Here is a 21,659-nt window from a genome sequence, read left to right on the forward strand (position 1 = left end):
TTAACCTCTCCCCGTTTTTTACGGGGAGAGGTCGGCCGGCGAAGCCGGACGGGTGAGGGGCATCGCGCGATATGAGCCTCGGTCGCTCAACTATCGGATCGGATTTTAGCAGCAAAAGATGGCCGGCCGCGTAACGGTGGGATTCGACAGTCCCTTCGTGATGAGAGCGCATGCCCCGCCCCTCACCCGGCGCTGCGCGCCGACCTCTCCCCGCACAGCGGGGAGAGGTTAAGTAAGATCAGATCACGACGACCCGGGCGCCGACGCCGACGCGGCCATAGAGATCGATGACGTCCTCGTTGCGCATGCGGATGCAGCCTGAGGAAACGTTGGTGCCGATCGTCCATGGCTCGTTGGAGCCGTGAATACGATACAGGGTCGAACCGAGATACATCGCGCGTGCACCGAGCGGATTTTCCGGACCGCCTTCCATGTAACGCGGCAGATCAGGACGGCGCGCCAGCATTTCCTTTGGCGGCGTCCACGACGGCCATTCCTTCTTCGCCGTGATCGTCTTCACACCGGACCAGGTGAAGCCTGGACGGCCGACGCCGATGCCATAGCGCATCGCCTTGCCGCCACCCTGTACCAGGAACAGAAATTTGTTCGGCGTATCGACGACGATGGTGCCCGCACTTTCGCTGCCCTGATACTCGACCATCTGCGGCTGATATTTGGGATCGAGCGCGGGGCGCGCGGCATCTGCCGTCTCCTCCTGCTGATAGACACGCTGTTGCGGATCCATGGGCGGCAGCAGCGAACGTCGCTGCTCGTAAGAGTAATCCGGCTGTTGCTGATAACGCTGACCCTGCTGCGCCGGACCATCGCTGAACAGAAACTCGATGAAGCCGCCGCCCATGCGCGAGCGTTCGGCGTAAGCCGTCCGCTGCATGGGGCGTTGCGGCTGCTGCGCGTACACCACCGGAGGCTCGGCGAATTGCGCCGCGGCTTCCACCGCAAGCGTCTGATGCGATCCAGCGGCGATGAAAGATGCGCTGGCAAGAAGCGTGAGAGAGAACTTTTTGAACATCGACGTACTCTGCACTGTTTCGTCGTGCGCGTTCTCACCTGAGAAGCGCTTTGCACACTCCGACTTAAGGTTAAAATCGCCTCGGTTTGGTAAACACAATCGCCGTTTGGATTCACCACGTCGTCAAACGGCTCAGTTCTATTTGGTAGCGTTTATTTTGAATGAACGCCAAAGCCCCATGGTTAACTAACAGTTCTCTCGCGGAAATTTCGACTATAGGCGCGATGTTCCCGCGTGAACTTCACGTTAAACTCATGGGTATACGAATGGGGGATTGATTGAACGTTGGGGGACCTGATGTCTGTTCGTCGCAAGCGATTTCGCATTGAAGAAGTTTTCGGTACCGCGCCTATGCCCAATGAAGTGGTGGGCAGCAGCGAGCCGATGCCAATGCATCGCGAAATCATGGCTGAGCTCCGCGCGATCCGCGCGCAGATGGGAGCGCCGGCCCGCAACGCCGTGACAGATCAGGTCGGCGCCGCCGCCGATCAGCAGGTTGCGGAAGCACAGGCGCTGCTGGCCACCTACCGCGCTCAGATCGAGCAGTGCGAAAAGCTCAAGATCGAACTCGATCTGATCCACGACGCCATTACGCGCACCAAGATGGAAATCGCAGTTCTTCACGGCAAGAGCTTTGAAGGCGACGAAATGGCGAAGGTCAACGGTGAGCTCGGCGCCGTCGTCGGCGGCACCGAAGAAGCCACGCAGCAGATTCTCGCCGCAGCCGAAGCCATCGATAATGCATCGACAGCGCTCGGCAAGGTGACCTCACCCGATCAGCAGAAGCAGATGCTGGAAGAGATCGGCGATAACGTCGTCGCGATCTTCGAAGCCTGTAACTTCCAGGACCTCACCGGCCAGCGCATCAGCAAGGTCATGACCACGATGAAGTTCATCGAGAACCGCATCACCGCGATGATGGACATCTGGGGTGGCGTCGATGAGATCAAGGCGCATGCGCCGGCCAAGGTCGATGACCGCAGCGAAGACGACAAGCTACTCAACGGCCCGAAGCTGGACGGCGACGTCGGCCATGCTTCGCAGGACGATATCGACGCGCTGTTCGGCTAAGATAATTTTCGACCACAGTTAGAGATCGTTTAACGCCGGGCAGCAATGCCCGGCGTTTTTATCATCACGAAACAGAGCAGCACCGCGAGTGCCAGCACGGTCGCAAGCAGCAGCACCATGCGGTCCGACAGCGTCTCGACCGCGGAAGCCACCACGAACGGCGCAAAGGCCTGCACGAACAAAGCCGGCCGCGCGATACGGCCGATCACACGGCCATACCCCACCGGGCCAAACATCAGAAGCGGCAGCGCACCGCGCGCGATGGTCATGACGCCATTGGCGGCGCCGAATCCGATAGCGAACAAGGCCGCCAGCGGAAACGAAATCCCTGCAAAGGCCAGCATTGCGAAGGCCGATACTACAAGCACCACCGCCCCGCGCGCGATCCACAGCGGATGGGTGCGCCCCGCCAGCATGAAGTCCGCCAGCCGCGATGCCACCTGCGCCGGTCCGAACATCGCACCGATGGTCACCGCCGTTGCAGCACTGAGCCCGCCGCGCTCCAGCAGCGCCAGCAGGTTCGAGGTCACGCCCGACAGAATGAAGCTGTAAAGCGAGAACGCCGCCGCCAGCAGGATGAACGGCCAGCCTTCCGGGCGCTGGGTTGCCTGCTGGGGGACGACAACGGCGTCCACCACGGGCAGAGGCGCGACGGCGACGTGGCGCGGCAATGCAAAAGCATGAAGCGGCGCAACGACAAAGGCGAAGATCGCTGCGAAGGTCAGATAGGTCCCGCGCCAGCCGACAGCCTCAAGCAGAAGATGGGTCGCCGGCCAGCCGACCGTCGAGGCGAAGCCGCCTGCAAAGGTCACGAAGGTGATCTGCCGCCGCGCCGAGGCACCGAAGATACGCGTCAACGTGGCGAAGGCGGGATCGTAGAGCGACGCAGACATTGCAGCGCCGAGCAACAGCCAGCAGGCCAGATAGGTCGCGGGATGATCGGCGACTGAAAACAGAGCGAGACCCAAGGCACCGGCCAATGCGCCCGATGCCATGACGACATTGCCGCCGTGGCGGTCGATCAATCCACCAACCACCGGCGACAGTAGTCCCGATACGATCAACCCCAGCGAAAAGCCCGCCATGCCGAAGGCCAGCGACCAGCCATGCGCCGCCGTGATATGCGGCATGGTCAGCACAGGTGGATAGATCAGGATGCCCCAGGTCAGGATCTGGGTGAATGCCAGCACAAGGACCGCGCGGCCCGGTCCGAAAACAAGGTCGCGCAATCGGTGCATGGGCTCACGTCTTCAAGGGAGTGGCGGGACCCGCGTTACGCCTCAGGTCGGGCCTTGTCAGGTCAGGCCTTGGGTGCGCAACGGACATAGACCATGTTGCCGTAGCGAACCGCAGCGTCCTTGTCGATGAAGCGCGTGACGAGAATCCGGCCGTCGAAGGAGACGATCTCGCGATCCTTCTCGCCACCGGCGGGACCGGGCGGGCCGATATAGTTCTTGCCGCTCGGGCTACCCTTCAGGCGCAGTTCCTGCGGCGTCGCCTCGTCGGCGAGATGCATGATGACCCCTCCGGTGGCGCCCTGGCCGATGATATAGGGCTGCTTGCACTGGCCGCGCGCGGCGTTCTCGGTGCGAACGCGATCGTTGGGATTCATGTAGGACGCCAGACCCCAGCGGCCGACGAGTTCTTCCGAGCGGATCGAGGCTGGCAGTTCCGGCGCCGGCGGGGGCTCCGGCGGCGGTGTCGGCTGCGAGTTCCCAAAGCTGAACCCGCCCAATCCACCAGACGTGCCGCACCCGCCCAATGACAGCGCCAAAGTTGAAACGATCGCCAGATGGGCAACCGTGCGGGCGTAGCGTGACCTGATCATATTATCCCCTAGAGCAAATTCCCCGGCTGCCCGTCCCGGCAGCCAAGCGCAAAACACCTGACGGCGCAATGAGGTCGGCAGAATTACGCCGACTCTCCATTATGGTTTCCAGATCATCCTATATTGGCCTCACCAAGGCCTTAAGGCCTCGCTTGACTCAAAAAGCGTCTGGCCATATTTCCCGGACGCTCAATTAGCACTCCCGGAGCGCGATTGCTAAGGGAATGAGCCGGCCGCCTTGAGCGTTCCGGCTGGATTCCCGCCCGCCTCCGAGATGGCAACCAGATCGCAAACCCTAAAGGGACACTCCCATGGCCAAGACCAAATTCCGCCCGCTGCACGACCGCGTCGTCGTCAAGCGCATCGTCGCCGACGAGAAGACTAAGGGCGGCATCATCATCCCGGACAGCGCCAAGGAAAAGCCGTCTGAAGGCGAAGTCGTCGGCGTGGGCCCCGGCGGCCGCGACGAAGCCGGCAAGCTGATCCCGATCGACATCAAGGTCGGCGACAAGGTTCTGTTCGGCAAGTGGTCGGGCACCGAGATCAAACTCGACGGCGAAGAACTCCTCATCATGAAGGAGTCGGACATCATGGGCGTGATCGCCTAAAGGCGGTCCGCTCTCCAAACACTCGGACGTCATGCCCGGACTTGATCCGGGCATCCATCTGGCTTCTTCGCAGGAAGATGGATGGCCGGGTCAAGCCCGGCCATGACAGCGTTTTAATTTCAAATTCCCATCACTTGGAGCACCATCAACATGGCAGCCAAAGACGTTAAATTCTCCGGAGACGCGCGCGATCGCATGCTGCGCGGCGTCGACATTCTCGCCAACGCCGTCAAGGTCACGCTCGGTCCGAAGGGCCGCAATGTCGTGATCGAGAAGTCGTTCGGCGCTCCGCGCATCACCAAGGACGGCGTCACCGTCGCCAAGGAGATCGAGCTCGAGGACAAGTTCGAGAACATGGGCGCGCAGATGCTGCGCGAAGTTGCCTCGAAGACCAACGACACCGCAGGCGACGGTACCACCACCGCCACCGTGCTGGCCCAGGCCATCGTCCGTGAAGGCGCCAAGTCGGTTGCCGCCGGCATGAACCCGATGGACCTCAAGCGCGGCATCGATATCGCCGTCGCCGCCGTCATCAAGGACATCACCAAGCGCGCCAAGCCGGTTGCGTCTTCGGCTGAAGTCGCCCAGGTCGGCACCATCTCCGCCAACGGCGACGCTGCCATCGGCAAGATGATCGCCCAGGCAATGCAGAAGGTCGGCAACGAAGGCGTCATCACGGTTGAAGAGAACAAGTCGCTCGAGACCGAAGTCGACATCGTCGAGGGCATGAAGTTCGATCGCGGCTACCTGTCGCCCTACTTCGTCACCAATGCCGAGAAGATGACCGCCGAGCTCGAGGACGTGTACGTCCTGCTCGTCGAGAAGAAGATCTCCAGCCTGCAGGCCATGCTGCCGGTGCTCGAAGCCGTGGTGCAGTCGGGCAAGCCGCTGCTGATCATTGCTGAAGACGTCGAAGGCGAAGCGCTCGCCACCCTCGTGGTCAACCGCCTGCGCGGTGGCCTCAAGGTTGCTGCCGTCAAGGCACCAGGCTTCGGCGATCGCCGCAAGGCGATGCTGGAAGACCTTGCGATCCTGACCGGCGGTCAGCTCGTCTCGGAAGATCTCGGCATGAAGCTGGAAAGCGTCACGCTCGCCATGCTCGGCCGCGCCAAGAAGGTCGTGATCGACAAGGAAAACACCACCGTCGTCAACGGCGCTGGCAAGAAGCCGGCGATCGAAGCCCGCGTCAACCAGATCAAGGCGCAGATCGAGGAAACCACCTCGGACTACGACCGTGAGAAGCTGCAGGAGCGTCTGGCCAAGCTGGCTGGCGGCGTTGCCGTCATCCGCGTCGGCGGCGCGACTGAAGTCGAAGTGAAGGAAAAGAAGGATCGCGTGGATGACGCGCTGAACGCCACCCGCGCGGCCGTTCAGGAAGGCATCGTCCCCGGTGGCGGCACTGCGCTGCTGCGTGCCAAGAAGGCCGTCGGCCGTCTCACCAACGAGAACGCCGATGTGCAGGCCGGTATCAACATCGTGCTGAAGGCGCTGGAAGCTCCGATCCGCCAGATCGCCGAAAACGCCGGCGTTGAAGGTTCGATCGTGGTCGGCAAGATCCTGGACGAGAAGTCCGAGACCTTCGGCTTCGACGCGCAGACCGAAACCTATGTCGACATGGTCGCCAAGGGCATCATCGATCCGGCCAAGGTGGTGCGTACTGCACTGCAGGACGCCGCCTCGGTTGCCGGCCTGCTGGTCACCACCGAAGCCATGGTCGCCGAACTGCCGAAGGAAGCTGCACCGGCGATGCCGGGCGGTGGCGGCGGTATGGGTGGCATGGGCGGAATGGGAGGCATGGGCTTCTAAGCCCTGCTTTCACGCTCAACTGCATTGTGATCGAAGGCCGCCTCCGGGCGGCCTTCTTTTTTGCCCTGATACAATGCACCTGCGACTTATGGCCTTTCGCCTTGGTCGCGGTTCTGATTCAATCCCGTGATTAATCTCGCATGGGCGGAATCAGATAAATCCGCCCGGAGACACGTCGATAACGTCCAGGGACTTTTGAAATGCGCGCGCTTCATCTTTGTCTGCTCGGCCTTACGGTCACCGCCTCGGTTGGGACCGTCCACCACGCCTTCGCGCAGGTGAAAGCCGCGCCGAAGAGCCAGCCCGCAGGCCCCGAGACGCGCTATTTCACCTCGATCGACGGCGTCATGAACGGCAACGCCGACGTCATCCTGCGCGAGACACGGCAGGGCAAGGCCGTCACGGCCGCGACGCTTGATGTCTGCTATCCCGCCGAGAAGGGCAGCGACCGCAAGGATCGCTTCGTCGCCAATCTCACGGTCAGTGGTTCGACGCTGACCGGCGCAACGCAGACCCAGGTCGACAAGCTGCCGGTGACCATCAAGCTGAACCGCCGGCCGACCGGCGACACGTTCGAATTCAAGGGACAGATCTCGGTCGGTCAGACCAACAACAACGTGACGTCTTCGGACAATTCCGATCAGAGCGAGAAGGAATTCCAGGACAATCAGTCCACCGACGACAATATCGCGCCCGCACCGAAGGACTTCACCGAAGTGTCGCCCGAAGCCATCGCGGTCAAGATCAAGCTCGAAGCCGCACTCGATTTCGTCCGCACGCTGCGCGGGCAGAATGTCGAAGTCGCGTTGAACAGTCTGACCGTGTCCTGCGATGCGCTCCGCGCCGGCGAGCAGGTCATCAGCCTCGCCATCGATCCGGAACGCGCCGCGGCGTTCGTCGCTAAAACCAAGACCTATCCCGGCGTCGTCAATGTCGGCTGGACCACGGGCGCTATCGACATGGATCGTACCGTGCGCTTTGCAGCCGCCGATTGGCGCGATGGCGACAAGATCAATCGCGACAAGGTTGCGACGGCGCTGGCGAATGTGCTCGCCAGGACCATGTCGGGCAAACCTGCCGCTGCGTCATGGGACGACGAGACCGGAAAGCTCAAGCTGACCTTCAAGCGCCCGAGTCAGGTTCTGCCCGCGCTCGAATTGACGGAGACGGTCGAGGTCAACGCGATCATCGCTCCCGACAAGCCCGGCACGACGGATAAGCTGATCCTGTGGGTCAGCACGCCGTCAGTAACAACCGCGGATGAGAACTCGGGCGCGAAGCTGGCTCTCGCGGATTCGCCGACCGCCGATGAAGAGAGCGATCCGCGCGATGACAACGGCGCGGTTGCAGCTGTCGCGGCGGAGTTCAAGGCACAGCGTTGGGATGCGGACAATTCGAACTGGAAGTAGCACGTAAGACTACGCTCTTTCTTCCCCTCTCCCCCAGCGCAGCAAAGCTGCGCGCCGCGGGAGAGGGTGCCTGAGCGCAGCGAAGGCGGGAGAGGGCCGGAGTTCGTGGCGCCCCCTCTCCCGTCTCGAACCGCTTTGCGGTTCGATCCACCCTCTCCCGCCTGGCGGAGCTACGCTCCGCGGGGGAGAGGGGAAGTGGAGCGCCTTCGCAGCTTAAGCTATCAATTCGTATTCAGCCGAAACCGCAGCGACTTCGGCCCGACGAACGTCACTGCATCACCGCGCCGCTGCCAGTTGGTGGCCGCGCCGAGATCGGCGATCAACTGATCGTCCATCGCGGCCTGTGCGTCCGAGCAACTGCGGTTCTCCATCGCGCCGGCGACGAAGACGACGGTGTTGCCAGCGACCGAGAACTGACCCTTGCCGCCCTTGCACCACAACTCCACCCGCGCCTCGCCGGCCTCGCCGATTTCCAGATTTGGAATCCGCTTCGAGCCGGGCTGACGCTGTGCATCCAGAGTCATTTCCATGCCGAATGGAAACTCGTCGGCAGCATGCGCAGGGACTACAATCAGAAACGCAGCACTTGCAAAGGCGGCCCGCAGCAAAGTGGTCATGGCAGTCATATGAATTCTCGGCGTGATCGTGGATGGCGACAATGGCCGCGGTTCTACGCGCGGCCGCGACGGTTGACCAGAACCGTCGGGAAACAATATGGCGCGACAACGAAAAATCCCCGCGGCCTTGCAGCCGCGGGGATTCGTCATTGGTTCGTTGCGTGCACCCTACGGCGCCAGGACCATCACCGTGAACGGATAGACATAGGCCTGCAGCATCACGAGCAGGCCGACCATGCAGGCCAGCACGATCGAGTGCCAGAACACGAAGCGCAGGATCGTGCCCTCATGCCCGAACCAGTTGGTTGCGGTGGACGCCACAACGATCGATTGCGCGTCGATCATTTTGCCCATCACGCCACCGGACGAGTTCGCCGCGCTCATCAGGATCGGCGACAGACCGAGCTGTTCGGACGTGATCCTCTGTAGGTTGCCAAACAGCACGTTCGATGCGGTATCCGAACCGGTGAGCGCCACGCCGAGCCAGCCAAGCAGTGTGCCGAAGAACGGGTACAGCACGCCGGTGGCAGCGAAGGCCAGACCGAGCGTCGCGTCGACACCCGACAGACGCGTGAGCGTGCCGATGGCCAACATCGCCGAGATGGTGATCAGCGAGTAGGCGCAGATCTTGATGGTGCGGCCATATTCCACAATCATCTTCGCAGGCGAGAAGCCCATGATGAAGCCGGAGATGATCGCAGCCAGCAACATGCCGCTGCCGGTATAGGAAACGTAAGTGAACGCGAACACCGCGCCTTCCGGCGTCGGCTTGGCGGCCACCGGCGGCACCTTGTTGATCATGTTGTGCAGCTCAGGCACTGGAAAATTCCAGGAGAAGATCGGATTGACGATCCCCTTGAACCAGTTGGTGCCCCAGACCAGCAGGATGACGCAGAGGATGATCCATGGCGTCAGCGCGCTCCAGACCTGAGCCGAGGTCAGCTTCTCCGTGCTCATCGGTTTCACCGGCGGCACGGTGGACGCGGAATCGTCGTGCTGGCGCAGCGCGGCCGAGGTCCAGATCGTCTTGGGCTGCCAGACCTTTAGGAACAGGATCAGCGCGCCCATCGAGATCAGCGAGGCGCCGATGTCGACGATCCACGGATTGATGAAGTTCGAGATTACGAATTGCGGGATCGCGAAGGATAGTGCGGTAACGAGGATGGCAGGCCAGACTTCCTTCATGCCCTTCCAGCCGGCAAAGGCCCAGACCACCCAGAATGGGACGATCATCGAGAAGATCGGCAACTGGCGGCCGACCATCGCGCCCAGGATGAAGGGGTCGAAGCCGGTGACGGTGGCGAGGCCCTGGATCGGCGTGCCGAGTGCGCCATAAGCGACGGGCGCAGTATTGGCGATCAGCGACAGGCCGGATGCTGCCAGCGGCGAGAAGCCGAGGCCGATCAGCACGGCGCCGGTGACGGCCACCGGCGTACCGAAGCCCGACGCGCCCTCGAAGAATGCGCCGAACGAAAACGCGATCAGCAGGATCTGCAGACGGCGGTCATTGGTGACGCCGCCGATGGCGCGCTGCAGCACCTCGAAGCGGCCGCTATCCACCGTGAGGCGATACATGAAGATGACGTTGAGGACGATCCAGCCAATCGGGAAGAAGCCGGTGACGACGCCGAGCGCCGATGCGCGAAGCGACATATTGGCGGGCATCGTGAATGCGTAGATCGCCACAAGATTGGCGAGCACCAGCGCAATGATCGCTGCGATATGCGCCTTGACCTTGTTGGTGGCGATCAGCACCAGCAGGACGACCACCGGTATCGCGGCCACAAGCGTCGAGATCGTCGAGCTATTGAATGGATTGTAGACCTGATTCCACATGGCCGTTTTCCCCCTTTATATTATTGCAGCGGCTCGATCGTTATCGATCGGCAAATTGCTGATTGTTCACTTGCGAGGGCATCCACGATCGGTCAAAGCCGATAGCGCCCATAGGCTACGCGAATGCGAGGCCCCCATGCCTCGCTTTTCGTCATGCTAGGGTGAATCACAGTTTCGCGACAAGCTGCCGCAGGCCATCAAACCAGCTACTTTAGTCTAAACGCTGGAATTCATTTTTGATCTTAAGGGCTTAGGGCCCTCCTCCCGGAGACGACCTGTGAATAACATCCGCTCCACGCTCGCGACCGTCTGGCGGATCGCGGTTCCTTATTTTCGTTCCGAGGACAAATGGGCGGGACTCGGACTCCTCACGGCGGTGATCGCCATCGAGCTGGCGGTGGTCGGTCTCAGCGTTTTGTTCAATCGCTGGAACAATACCTTCTACAACGCACTGCAGGACAGAAACCTCGACGTCTTCACCTATCAGCTCGCTTACTTCAGCGTGCTTGCGGCGATCAACATCGCACTCAAGGTCTATCAGCTCTACCTCAACCAGTGGCTCCAGATCCGCTGGCGGCGCTGGATGACCGAGCGCTATCTCGGCAACTGGCTCGCCGACGCCAACCACTATCGCATGCAGCTGCAGGGCGACGCTGCCGACAACCCGGATCAGCGCATCGCCGAAGACGTGAAGCTGTTCGTGGAGAAGACGCTCGACATCGGCATCGGCCTGTTGAGTTCGGTCGTCACACTGTTCTCTTTCGTGATCATCCTGTGGGGCCTGTCCGACGCGGCGCCGCTGCATGTGTTCGGCCGGGATATCCCGATCCCCGGCTATCTCGTCTGGGGCGCGCTCGTCTATGCCGTGATCGGCACCGCGCTGACGCACTATATCGGCGCTCCATTGATGGCACTGAATTTCCAGCAGCAGCGCTATGAAGCGGACTTCCGCTTCAATCTGGTGCGTGCGCGCGAAAATGCCGAGCAGATTGCTCTGCTGCGCGGCGAACCGGTCGAGCGCCAGCGACTCTCGACCCGCTTCCAGCTGGTCGTCGGCAACTGGATCGACATCATGCGCCGCACCAAGAAGCTGACATCCTTCACGGTCAGCTATCAGCAGATCGCGATCATCCTGCCCTATGTTCTGGTCGCGCCAGCCTATTTTGCGGAGAAGGTCCAGCTTGGCGCCGTGATGCAGACCGCGGATGCGTTCGGCACCGTGCAGGGTGCGCTTTCATTCTTCGTCACGGCCTATCGGACACTGGCGGAATGGCAGTCCGGCGTGATGCGCCTTGATGGCTTCGAGACAGCCATTGCCAACGTACAGGCGCTGACGACCAAGCCCGATATCGTTCACGCCACCGAGACCGGCACCAGTGACATCGCGCTGAGCGATCTGACACTCAGCCTGCCCAATGGCGCTCCCATGGTGCAGACGCCGGGCTTCAGCTTCCGCCGCGGGGAACGCACGCTGTTTACGGGCCCATCGGGCTCCGGAAAATCTACGCTGTTCCGCGCCATCGCCGGCATCTGGCCATTCGGCAAGGGCAAGATCTCGATCCCCGCGGATGCGGCGATCATGATGCTGCCGCAGCGGCCGTACTTCCCGGTCGGTACATTGCTGGATGCGGTGGCTTATCCTGCCGGGACCGACGCGTTCAGCCCACAGGAGGTCGCCGATGCCGTCAGGGCCGTGGGTCTGCCTGCGCTGGCGACCCGACTTGACGAAGATGGCCACTGGAATCGCATGCTGTCGCTCGGTGAACAGCAGCGCCTCGGCGTCGCCCGCGCACTGCTGCAAAAGCCGCAATACCTCTTCCTTGACGAGGCTACCGCATCGCTCGACGAACCATCGGAAGCGGCTTTGTACCGGCTGCTGGAAGACAAGCTGCCTGGCACGACCATCGTTTCGATCGGCCACCGCAACACGCTCGATGACTTGCATCAGCGCAAGGTGTCGCTAACGCGGTCCGGCGATCACTTCGCGCTGGGAGATGCAAAGGCCAGGACGGAAACTGCCTGAGGCGTGACACGCCCCCCGCTAAAGCCAGTGCCGCGGCCAGTCGCGGCCTGCCGCATAGCGATGCCAGACAAACGTGAAACTCGCGAGCAGCAGCGCGCCGACCAGCACCGGCGCGAGCAGGAACGTCCACGGTAGGGCGTGAGACACGACCAGCAGCGGGTTGATCCCGGCGGGCGGGTGGAATGTGCCGGTGACATACATCGCCAGCACAGCGAGGCCGACTGCCATGGCGGCGGCCCAGGCATGGGGGCCGGTCAGCTTGAGCACCGCGAGCCCTACCAGCGTCGCGACGATGTGTCCGCCGACCAACGCGCGCGGCTGCGCCGGCTCGGCTTCGGGTGAGCCGATCACGAGGACGATCGAGGTCGCAAAGGGGATGATGACCAGCGGATAATGCGCAACGGCCGAGAAGAACTCCATCACACCGATGGCAATCCCCGCCCCCAGCCCGGCAACGGCACCAGCCAGCGCATTGCGATGATTGTTGCGACGGATCGTCTTCGCTGCCCGTCGCAACCAGTCCCGATTCATGGAAGCTCTATCCCAAAAGAAAAGGGGCGGCAGATCGCTCTGCCGCCCCTTCGATCTCAGTCGAAGTTCTTACTTCAGGTTGGTCATCGCGGTCAGGTCAGCCGACAGCTTGACGATGCCGGTGGCGCCGCACCAGCTCGAGCCAGCGCCCGACGGGTTGATCGCGGTGAAGTTGGTGCCGGCGGCAGGAGCCGTGAAGTCCGAAGTGAAGGCGTTGCAATCACCCTTGGACAGGTTGGTGTCCGAGTAGCGCAGGTCAAGCGTGAAGACCTTGTAGGTGAAGCCGATGCCGATGTTCCAGGTGTTGTAGTCGGCGTACTTGATGCCGTTCGGGAAGGCGACGGTACCGTAGAAGGAATCCGAAGTGCCGAGCCACTGGCGACCGAACTCGCCCGAAACGTAGGAGCCGATGCCGGTCGAACCGAACCAGGTCGACGGCGCGATCACCTTACCGGTGATCGAAGCATAGGTACCTTCGGCGCCGGTGTTCAGGAAGTTCGGTGAGTAGAACGCGTTGCCGCCCAGCGAGAAGTAGTCGTTGAAGGTGTAGTTGAGCTTGGCATAGCCTTCGTAGAAGCTTGCGTTCTTCTTGGCGACGCTGCCGTTGGGCAGCGCGACAGCGGAGAGATCACCACCGCAGAAGGCGGGGGTGTTGAAGCACTGGCCGCCCGGATAGCCGTAATAGAAGAAGCCGAAGTCGAACGCTGCTGCGCCCCAGGTCGGGCGGATACCGAAGTAGCCATCGAGTTCCATCGACGCGCGGTTCGGGAAGGCGATGCTCTCACCGGAGACACCAGCGTAGATCTGGACGTCCTTGGTGATGTTGTAGCGCGGCTCGAAATAAGCTGCGACCGAACCCTTGTTGCCGTTCGACTGGGTGATACCGCGGAACACGTAGTTGCTCATGACGGCAGCGCCGAAAGCGATGTCCCAAGGATCGTAGGCAGCCACGATCGGCGGCGCCTTCTTGTACATCTTCGCGCCCAGATCGGCTGCGGAAGCCGAGCTCATCCCCATGGCGAGCACCGCAGCAGAGGCGACAACAATCTTCTTCATGACATTCCCCATCACTTTTGAAACCAGAGGCAGTTCCGTGTCCGAAAGACGGCGAGACCGCGAAATTCATCGACTGAACGCAACTTTGAGGCGCAAAGCCGGAGTGGTGAAGGAAAAAAAACGAGCAACTGCCGCCTAAATAGGCGTTCTGACGTTTCCGTGAGAGGTTGTGGCGCGGTGTTGCAAAAGCACAACGTTTTTGGAGGGATTCCAGCCCGAAAATACCACCACGGGGAATTACCACTGACTGGGAATTGTGGATTGCCGTCCGTGGAGCGGTTAACAGCTGCCCGTCAGCGCCTCCGGGCCGACGATCACTCGAATCGCCTGCAAATTCAGGACACCCGGGCATCGGTGGAAATACGCATGCGCGACAGAGCCTGACCAAGCAAAAACCGCAGCGGCGAGCGCTGCGGTTTTCCGGAGTTTATTGGCGTGTCAGGAACGCGGACTTGATCCGGTTCGACTATCTGGTTTCGTCGTGATCGGGCGACGTATCGCCAGGAGATTCGATTGCCGTCGTCTCGCCTGAAGAATGCCCTTCGACCGGTGACGGATCAGGCTCCGGCGTCGCCCAGCTCGGTGTCTCAGCGATTGCCGGTGCGACCGGCTTGGGCTTGGGAGCACGCGGCTTGCGCGGCGGCTTCGGCGGCAGCGCAACCGGCGCTGGAGCTTCTGTTACAGCGGGCGCGGGCGCCGTGCTCGACAACAGCGTAGAAGGAACCTTCACGGACTTCTTGGCAGCTTTCTTCGGTGTTGCTTTCTTGGCGGCCTTTTTCGGCGCCGCCTTCTTCACTGCCTTCTTGGCGGGAGCTTTCTTCGGCGCCTTCTTGGCAGACTTCTTCGCGGCTTTCTTGACAGTCTTCTTGGCCGCCTTCTTCACCGTCTTCTTGGCTGATTTCTTCGCAGCCTTCTTGGCCGCTTTCTTCACAGACTTCTTCGCGGATTTCTTGACTGACTTCTTGGAGGACTTCTTCGCGGGTTTCGCCGCCGTCAAAAGCTTCTTCTGCTTTTTCTTGTCCTTCTTCGACTTCTTGCCTTTAGCCATCGTGGTCCTCCTGTTGGCGCCGATCCAAAAGGGACCGGCGTTTCAAGTCTTCCGCGCCAGCGCGGGGCCAGTTTAACGCGGGGCCGTTGTCACAATTAGATCAGTTCAATCCTGGCCTGGGACCGCCTGTCGCCCAATCGAGTAGCTCAATCGTATGTACGACCGGGACTGACGTCCCTCCGGCGATCTGAACCATGCAGCCGATGTTGCCGGCAGCGATGATATCCGGCTTGACCATCGCGATGTTGGCGACCTTTCGATCGCGCAACCGGCTCGCAATATCAGGCTGGAGAATGTTGTACGTCCCCGCCGAACCGCAACACAAATGGCTCTCTGGGATATCTTTCACCACGAATCCATTCTTGGAAAGCAATTCTTTGGGAGCCTGTGTGATTTTCTGCCCATGCTGCAGCGAACACGCCGAGTGATAGGCAACGACAAGGTCGCTTTGTTTGTCAGGCTTCGGCAGATCCATGGCGCTGACATACTCGCTGATATCCTTCGCCAGCGCAGAGACCTTGGCGGCCGGCGCGGCGAACTCCGGGTCCTCGCGCAGCATGTAGCCATAGTCCTTGATGACGGTTCCACAGCCGGACGCCGTGACCAGGATGGCGTCGAGACCGCCCCGGTCCGCCTCCCCGAGCCAGACGCCGATATTGGCCCTGGCCCGCGCCAGCGCATCCCCGTCGCGGCCGAGATGATGGGTCAGCGCACCGCAGCACTGTTCGTCCCGGACCAGCACGACCTCGACGCCATGGCGGGTCAAAAGGCTGATGGCGGCCTGGTTGATCCGCGGCGCCAGCACCTGCTGGGCACAGCCCTGCAGCAGTGCGACCCGGCCCCGGCGAGCGCCAACGGCGGGAAAGACGCTGCCACCTGATGGACCGGCGGCGGGTAACTGCTTCGGCGCCATCGTCAGCATCGCCTTCACGCGGCTAAGCAGGTTCGGGGTGGATTGCTTGCTGGTCGAGGGCAGCAGCGCCGCCAGCGGCCGCGCCAGCCGGGCCATGGTCATGCTCAGGCGAAACAGACCGGGGCGTGGCAGTACCCAGGCCAGCACGTCACGCAGCAATCGCTCGGAGAGCGGCCGGGTGTAGTCCTTCTCGATCTTGACCCGCGCCTGATCGACCAGATGCATGTAGTTCACGCCGGACGGGCAGGTCGTCATGCAGGCGAGGCAAGAGAGGCAACGATCGACATGCTTGACCACCTCCTGAGTCGGCTTCTGATCCTTCTCCAGCATATCCTTGATCAGGTAGATGCGGCCGCGCGGACTATCGAGTTCGTCGCCGAGCAGCACATAGGTCGGACAGGTCGCCGTGCAGAATCCGCAATGCACGCATTTGCGCAGGATCTTGTCGGCCTCGGCAATATCCGGATCGGCCAGTTGGGTCGGAGTGAATTCGGTTTTCATGTCGCAAGTCTTTCAAGTACCAAGGCCACGCGACATCCGGCCGCGATTGAGAATGGTCTTCGGATCGAAACTGTGACGCACACGCTCGCCGAGCGCCGCGATGCCTTTGGGCTGCGGATGAAACACATCAACGGCACGGCGCACATCTTCCGGCGCGCGGATCAGCGTCGCATGGCCACCGGCTGCATTGACCAGCTTGCGGAGTTGCGCTGCCTGCGCATCGGCCGATGGCGGTAGTGCCGCCCAGATCAACCCGCCGCCCCAGTCATAGATGACCTCGCCTTGCGAGCCCTGGGCGATAGCTTGGCCAAGCGCACCGCCGGATGCCGGCGGCGTCACGATGCGCCATACCGGCCACATCGCGCGCGGACCGCTGGCTGCGAATGGCGTTACATCACGGACAGCCGCCCACAATACCGCGGACGCAGCGTCTTCAAGTATCTCGGCCACGCCGAATGACTTCAGCGTCGCGCTCAGTGACACCGCGCGCTGCGAAGCGGACGCGGTGATACCTTCAAGGCGGATCAGCGTGACCGACTGGTCGGGCGATGCTATTTCGCCAAGCGCGCCCTGCGTAGTGCGCAACGCCGAGCCCGGCAAATGCGCGGCACCTGAGACATCGAAGGGCGAGCCAAGTGCCGCCGTCATCGCCTTGTTGGCTGCGATATCATCGAGCCCGCGCAGCACCAGCGTGCGCTCGCTCTCCGCCCGCGGCATGACCTTGAGGGTCACCTCCGTCATCACGGACAGCGTGCCCCACGCACCGGCGAGCAGCTTGCAGACATCGTAACCGGTGACGTTCTTCACCACCCGGCCGCCGGCCTTGTAGCTGTCGCCGAAGCCGGACACCGCATGCACGCCGAGCAAATGATCGCGCGCGCCGCCGGCCTGAATGCGCCGTGGTCCGGCGAGCCCGGCGGAAATCATGCCGCCAATGGTGCCGATATCCGGCGTGCCCAGGAGCTGTGACGTGTTCATCGGCTCGAACGAAAACTGTTGATTCTTGGAATCGATCAGCGACAGCACGTCGGCCATGGGAGCGCCGACCTGCACGGTGAGGATCAATTCGTTCGGCTCATAGGACGTCACCGCATTCAGCGCCGACAGATCGAGCACCGCATTGGTCGCAATGGGCTGGCCGACCATGCGCTTGCTGCCATGACCGATGATTTCCAACGGCTGCTCGCTGGCAATTGCCGCGCGCACCGCCTGCTCGACGTCCTGAGCGTCTCTGACTTTCAAAATATCCACGGATGCGTCCAACTAAAATCGCGGCAGATCGGGAAACGCCAGCTTGCCGCCATGCACATGTACGCGGCCAAGTTCGGCGCAGCGATGCAGTGTCGGAAACACCTTGCCCGGATTGAGCAGACCCTGCGAGTCGAAAGCGCATTTGATACGCTGCTGCTGATTGAGATCGACCTCGCTGAACATCTCCGGCATCAGGTCGCGCTTCTCGATGCCGACGCCGTGCTCGCCGGTCAGCACGCCGCCGACCTCGACGCACAGCCTCAGAATATCTGCGCCGAAGTCTTCAGCTAGCTGCAACTCGCCGGGCTTGTTCGCATCGTACAGGATCAACGGATGCAGATTGCCATCGCCGGCGTGAAACACATTGGCGACGCCAAGACCGTATTTGGCTGACATCTCCTTCATGCGGCGCAGCACCAGCGGCAAGGCCGCGCGAGGAATGGTGCCGTCCATGCAGAGATAATCCGGCGAGATACGACCGACGGCAGGGAAGGCCGCCTTGCGGCCGGACCAGAATAGCAGGCGTTCCTGTTCGGAGGTCGATATCTGGCAGGTGGTCGAGCCGCAGCCGAGCGCGATTTTCTCGACGCGCTTGATGAGTTCGTCGACTTCGACGCCTGGGCCGTCGAGTTCGATGATGAGCAGTGCTTCGACATCGAGCGGATAGCCCGCATGGACGAAGGCTTCGGCCGCATGGATCGCCGGCTTGTCCATCATCTCCATGCCGCCGGGAATGATGCCGGCGCTGATGACATCGGCAACGCACTGGCCGGCCTGCTCGACCTCGGCAAAGCCGATCATCAGCGCGCGCGCCGTTTCCGGCTTCTGCAGGATGCGCACGGTGATTTCGGTGATGACGCCGAGCAGACCTTCGGAGCCGGTAATGATCCCCATCAGGTCGTAGCCCGATGTCTCTGCGGTCTTGCCGCCAACGCGAATGACTTCGCCCGACATCAATACAATCTCGCAGCCGAGCAGATTGTTGGTGGTCATGCCGTATTTGAGGCTGTGCACGCCGCCGGAATTTTCCGCGACATTGCCGCCGATCGAACAGGCGATCTGGGACGACGGATCCGGCGCGTAATAGAAGCCGGCATGCGCGACCGCCTGGCTGATGGCGAGATTGGTGACGCCGGGCTCGACAACAACGGCGCGGTTGTCGAAATCGATCTCGCGCACGCGCTTGAACTTGCCGAGACCAAGCAGTACCGCGTCGGCCAGCGGCAGCGCGCCGCCGGACAGCGACGTGCCCGAACCGCGCGGCACCACCTTGACGCCGTTCTCGTGACAATATTTCAGAACTTTGGAGACTTGCTCAGTCGTATCGGGCAACACGACGACCATCGGCGGTTGGCGATAGGCCATCAGCCCATCGGACTCATAGGGCAGCATTTCCGCAGCACTGGAAATCACGCCCTCGCCCGGCACCAGCTTGTGCAGCGCAGCGACAATGGCCTCGCGCCTTGCGAGGACAGCCTGATCCGGCGCGGGCATCATGATGGTCATTGAACGCGCACTCCCGAAGATCGCAGCGATTACTCGGCTGCTTTGCCATGAATCAACCACGTCCGTGTGGCTTTGGGTAGCTTACCAAAGCATGACGCGTCGCCTGGTGCCGGGACGCGCGGCAGCCGCCATCGCACTTGTGGACTACTCGGAGCGTGTGCAACAAACTAAGCTGGAAAGCCAACCAACAAAAAGAGCCATCCATGAAGTCTGTCACTTTCGGCGCCCTAATCGTCCTTGCCGCCTCGACCGCCTCCTCCTTCGCACTTGCACAGGACGTCGCCGCCGGGAAATCCTCCTTCAACAAATGCCTCGCCTGCCACGCCGTCGGCGAAAACGCCAAGAACAAGGTCGGTCCGGAACTCAACGGGTTGAACGGCCGCAAATCTGGAACCGCCGAGGGCTATTCCTATTCGGACGCCAACAAGAATTCCGGCATCACCTGGGATGAAGCGACGTTCAAGGAATACATCAAGGACCCGAAGGCCAAGATCCCGGGCACCAAGATGGCCTTTGCCGGCATCAAGAAGGAATCCGAGGTCAACGACCTCTGGGCCTTCCTCGCGCAGTTCGACAAGGACGGCAAAATCAAGCCGTAAGCGCTGAAGCCTTTTGGTTTGGCGCGTTTTCTTGATGCGAACCGGTGCCCACTGCGCTTGAAAACGCGCTAGGCGCCGGCCGCCATCTTGGTCGGCAGCACGGCCTGCACCACAAGCCCGCGTGCGCGGGCATCCATCACGCCGACGGCGCGCAGCGCCAGCAGCGTGACGGTCTGCACCGCGTCGCGCAGCTTGGCCTGATCTTCAAGATTGTCAGGCGCCATCGGCCCGACCAGCGCTTCATGCAACGCGCCGAGCAGTGCGGCGGCTGCGAGCGCCGTATCCTGCGCCGGCAAATGACCGGCGCGAATGGCTGCCGCGATGCGGGATTCGATCTCTCCAGCGATCTCGCGGCGACTGGCCAGCCGCGATTCCGTCACATCGACCTCGACCGGCTCGGCCAGGATGCCCCACGACAATTTGCGGTGTGACACGACATGCACGGCGACCGTGGTCACCGCAGCGGCGAGCGCCGATGACGGACCCGGCGCGGCATCCGCAGCCCGGCGGATCGCGGCGAGTTCGTCGCGCGAGACGTCAGCGATGAGTTCGGAAATCAGGTCGGCCTTGGACGGGAAATACCGATAAACCGTGCCCGCCGCGACATTGGCGCGAACCGCAACCGGCGCAATCTGAACCGCCGCCATGCCACCTTCGGCACAGGTTTCGCGTGCCGCCGCCAGAATGGCGCTGCGCCGCGCCGCAAGCCGCTTCACGACTTGATGGGTCCGTCGGTAAACCATGAGCGTCTCATCCCCGGCACCCCTTGGCCAACCTGACGGCTGTCACAAATAAGGCGCGTAACTTCAAGGTTTTGAGCGAGCTTGAGGGTGCCCGCGATAAGAACTGAACACTAGTTCAGACTCGTTGACAAGGTGTTTTGCGCATGGCGGGATTCAACTTTTCGGGTAGATCTAGCCGCCAAAACCGAGCGCGCGGGCGGCCGCGGCTACCGCCATGCCGGTGATGACGGCAATGAAGTCGTTGCGGCGGATGATGGTCACCGCCATCGCGGCGAGGATCGCAAAAACCACCACCGGCCCGCCATTGACGGCCACGGGCAGCGCGGCGGCGACGATGATCGAGCCCGGCAATGCATCGAGCATCCGGCGAACCCGCGGCGTGACGTTGACATAGCCCATCAACCAGTAGCCACCGAGGCGCGAGGCCACTGTGACCGCGGTCATGACCGCGAAGGCGATCATCACGTCGCTGCGCAAAAATTCCGTCATGCGGACACGCCCGCCGGATGCTGCGGTTCGGGTTCGTCCATGAGCCCGGCACTGATCGCTCCCGATAGCGCGCCGGCGATGATGAACCACCAGCCCGGCACCAACCAATGCACCGCGAGAGCAACGATGCCCGACACAATCCAAGGAATGGCACGGCGGGGGCCCTTCCATGCGGGCACCAGCATCGCGGCATAGAAGGCCGGCATCACCAGATCGACGCCATACTTTCTCGGGTCAGTGAGTTGTTCGGCCAGCAGGAAACCGGGGATGGCCGAGAACAGCCAGGTAAAATACAGCACGATACCGCCGCCGAGATAGAACGACGCATCGGCCCCGCCATGATCGCGATAGCGCATCGCGGCGAGCCAGCCGCCATCGGTGACCAGCAGCATCGACGGATAGGCCTGCCATGCGGGCAACGTGCCGAACCACGGGCGCAGTGTCGCGCTCATCAGGAAAAAACGGATGTTCACGGTGAGCGTCAACAGCGCCAGCGTCGCGATCGCACCCGGCGTCAAAACATCAGGCCATGATTGCACCGCAACAAATTGCGATAGCCCGCCATAGACCGTCGCCATCATCACTTCGACTTCGGCAAGCGTGAGGTTCTTCTGCGCACACAGCGCACCGAATGCCATGCCGAAAGCGAGCGTGCCGGGCAGCATCGGACCGATGGCAATGATGCCAGGCACGATGGCGGCCTTCGACCAATAGGCTGGTGCTTTCGGGATGTGGCTGGAATGCATCGACTGATCCGCGTGACGCCCGCAGGCCAATCATGCCTGCGGGTCTCA

Annotated in this window: 20 protein-coding genes; 6 read left to right on the forward strand and 14 right to left on the reverse strand. The window is 62.0% G+C overall.

Annotated features, from left to right (window positions below):
* Positions 1 to 238: 238 nt before the first annotated feature.
* Complete coding sequence (locus tag AC1DUY_RS20670; RefSeq protein WP_441252298.1) at positions 239 to 1,030, reverse strand: L,D-transpeptidase; 792 nt, start codon at positions 1,028 to 1,030, stop codon at positions 239 to 241.
* A gap of 297 nt (positions 1,031 to 1,327) precedes the next feature.
* On the opposite strand from AC1DUY_RS20670, the gene AC1DUY_RS20675 reads away from it, so the two are divergent.
* Positions 1,328 to 2,101, forward strand: coding sequence for a protein phosphatase CheZ (locus AC1DUY_RS20675; protein ID WP_089261924.1), 774 nt, complete (start codon positions 1,328 to 1,330; stop codon positions 2,099 to 2,101).
* 29 nt (positions 2,102 to 2,130) lie between these two features.
* Here the strand turns inward: AC1DUY_RS20675 and AC1DUY_RS20680 are convergent, their stop codons facing one another.
* Both AC1DUY_RS20680 and AC1DUY_RS20685 read right to left on the reverse strand, forming a co-directional pair.
* Entirely contained in the window at positions 2,131 to 3,339 is a 1,209-nt protein-coding gene (locus AC1DUY_RS20680; protein ID WP_478116646.1) for an MFS transporter, read from the reverse strand.
* Between the two features lie 62 nt (positions 3,340 to 3,401).
* Positions 3,402 to 3,929 (reverse strand): hypothetical protein, encoded by a 528-nt coding sequence (locus AC1DUY_RS20685; RefSeq protein WP_068733601.1) that lies wholly within the window; start codon positions 3,927 to 3,929, stop codon positions 3,402 to 3,404.
* Positions 3,930 to 4,240: 311 nt separating this feature from the next.
* On the opposite strand from AC1DUY_RS20685, the gene AC1DUY_RS20690 reads away from it, so the two are divergent.
* The 3 genes from AC1DUY_RS20690 to AC1DUY_RS20700 all read left to right on the forward strand — a co-directional run bounded on the left by AC1DUY_RS20690 (position 4,241) and on the right by AC1DUY_RS20700 (position 7,752).
* Positions 4,241 to 4,537 carry a co-chaperone GroES gene (locus AC1DUY_RS20690; RefSeq protein ID WP_089261928.1) on the forward strand — a complete coding sequence of 99 codons (297 nt, stop codon included), beginning with the start codon at positions 4,241 to 4,243 and terminating at the stop codon, positions 4,535 to 4,537.
* A 150-nt stretch (positions 4,538 to 4,687) separates the two neighbouring features.
* Positions 4,688 to 6,343: a chaperonin GroEL gene (gene groL / locus AC1DUY_RS20695; RefSeq protein ID WP_068733597.1), complete on the forward strand. Its 1,656-nt coding sequence runs from the start codon at positions 4,688 to 4,690 to the stop codon at positions 6,341 to 6,343.
* 200 nt (positions 6,344 to 6,543) lie between these two features.
* Positions 6,544 to 7,752 carry a hypothetical protein gene (locus AC1DUY_RS20700; RefSeq protein WP_478116649.1) on the forward strand — a complete coding sequence of 403 codons (1,209 nt, stop codon included), beginning with the start codon at positions 6,544 to 6,546 and terminating at the stop codon, positions 7,750 to 7,752.
* A 221-nt stretch (positions 7,753 to 7,973) separates the two neighbouring features.
* On the opposite strand, the gene AC1DUY_RS20705 is transcribed toward AC1DUY_RS20700, so the two are convergent.
* Together AC1DUY_RS20705 and AC1DUY_RS20710 are read right to left on the reverse strand one after the other, a co-directional pair.
* A complete protein-coding gene (locus AC1DUY_RS20705; protein ID WP_478116817.1) occupies positions 7,974 to 8,369 on the reverse strand; it encodes an META domain-containing protein in 396 nt (131 codons plus the stop codon).
* A gap of 168 nt (positions 8,370 to 8,537) precedes the next feature.
* Positions 8,538 to 10,205 carry an L-lactate permease gene (locus tag AC1DUY_RS20710; RefSeq protein ID WP_478116651.1) on the reverse strand — a complete coding sequence of 556 codons (1,668 nt, stop codon included), beginning with the start codon at positions 10,203 to 10,205 and terminating at the stop codon, positions 8,538 to 8,540.
* Between the two features lie 277 nt (positions 10,206 to 10,482).
* Here AC1DUY_RS20710 and AC1DUY_RS20715 point away from each other — a divergent pair, with 277 nt between their 5' ends.
* A complete protein-coding gene (locus AC1DUY_RS20715) occupies positions 10,483 to 12,228 on the forward strand; it encodes an ABC transporter ATP-binding protein/permease (RefSeq protein ID WP_478116653.1) in 1,746 nt (581 codons plus the stop codon).
* Positions 12,229 to 12,246: 18 nt separating this feature from the next.
* Here the strand turns inward: AC1DUY_RS20715 and AC1DUY_RS20720 are convergent, their stop codons facing one another.
* The 6 genes from AC1DUY_RS20720 to AC1DUY_RS20745 all read right to left on the reverse strand — a co-directional run bounded on the left by AC1DUY_RS20720 (position 12,247) and on the right by AC1DUY_RS20745 (position 19,034).
* Complete coding sequence (locus AC1DUY_RS20720; protein WP_089261937.1) at positions 12,247 to 12,759, reverse strand: HPP family protein; 513 nt, start codon at positions 12,757 to 12,759, stop codon at positions 12,247 to 12,249.
* 69 nt (positions 12,760 to 12,828) lie between these two features.
* Entirely contained in the window at positions 12,829 to 13,815 is a 987-nt protein-coding gene (locus tag AC1DUY_RS20725; RefSeq protein ID WP_089261939.1) for a TorF family putative porin, read from the reverse strand.
* A gap of 466 nt (positions 13,816 to 14,281) precedes the next feature.
* Positions 14,282 to 14,863 (reverse strand): hypothetical protein, encoded by a 582-nt coding sequence (locus AC1DUY_RS20730; protein ID WP_478116656.1) that lies wholly within the window; start codon positions 14,861 to 14,863, stop codon positions 14,282 to 14,284.
* Positions 14,864 to 14,963: 100 nt separating this feature from the next.
* The gene (glcF, locus tag AC1DUY_RS20735; protein WP_478116658.1) at positions 14,964 to 16,277 is read right to left on the reverse strand and encodes a glycolate oxidase subunit GlcF; all 1,314 of its coding nucleotides are present in this window, start codon (positions 16,275 to 16,277) and stop codon (positions 14,964 to 14,966) included.
* Between the two features lie 12 nt (positions 16,278 to 16,289).
* Positions 16,290 to 17,528, reverse strand: a complete 1,239-nt coding sequence (locus AC1DUY_RS20740; protein ID WP_478116660.1) for an FAD-binding protein — start codon at positions 17,526 to 17,528, stop codon at positions 16,290 to 16,292.
* A gap of 12 nt (positions 17,529 to 17,540) precedes the next feature.
* Positions 17,541 to 19,034, reverse strand: coding sequence for an FAD-linked oxidase C-terminal domain-containing protein (locus AC1DUY_RS20745; protein WP_478116662.1), 1,494 nt, complete (start codon positions 19,032 to 19,034; stop codon positions 17,541 to 17,543).
* Positions 19,035 to 19,237: 203 nt separating this feature from the next.
* Here AC1DUY_RS20745 and cycA point away from each other — a divergent pair, with 203 nt between their 5' ends.
* Complete coding sequence (gene cycA, locus AC1DUY_RS20750; RefSeq protein WP_115034028.1) at positions 19,238 to 19,633, forward strand: cytochrome c-550 CycA; 396 nt, start codon at positions 19,238 to 19,240, stop codon at positions 19,631 to 19,633.
* Between the two features lie 68 nt (positions 19,634 to 19,701).
* Here cycA and AC1DUY_RS20755 read toward each other — a convergent pair whose 3' ends face one another.
* The 3 genes from AC1DUY_RS20755 to AC1DUY_RS20765 all read right to left on the reverse strand — a co-directional run bounded on the left by AC1DUY_RS20755 (position 19,702) and on the right by AC1DUY_RS20765 (position 21,611).
* Positions 19,702 to 20,376, reverse strand: a complete 675-nt coding sequence (locus AC1DUY_RS20755) for a TetR/AcrR family transcriptional regulator (protein ID WP_092139147.1) — start codon at positions 20,374 to 20,376, stop codon at positions 19,702 to 19,704.
* A 171-nt stretch (positions 20,377 to 20,547) separates the two neighbouring features.
* Positions 20,548 to 20,865 (reverse strand): AzlD family protein, encoded by a 318-nt coding sequence (locus tag AC1DUY_RS20760; protein WP_068733575.1) that lies wholly within the window; start codon positions 20,863 to 20,865, stop codon positions 20,548 to 20,550.
* Positions 20,862 to 21,611, reverse strand: coding sequence for an AzlC family ABC transporter permease (locus AC1DUY_RS20765; protein ID WP_478116665.1), 750 nt, complete (start codon positions 21,609 to 21,611; stop codon positions 20,862 to 20,864). The genes AC1DUY_RS20760 and AC1DUY_RS20765 overlap by 4 nt, the downstream gene beginning before the upstream one ends.
* Positions 21,612 to 21,659: the final 48 nt, after the last annotated feature.

This window comes from Tardiphaga sp. P4_G1, assembly GCF_056401215.1.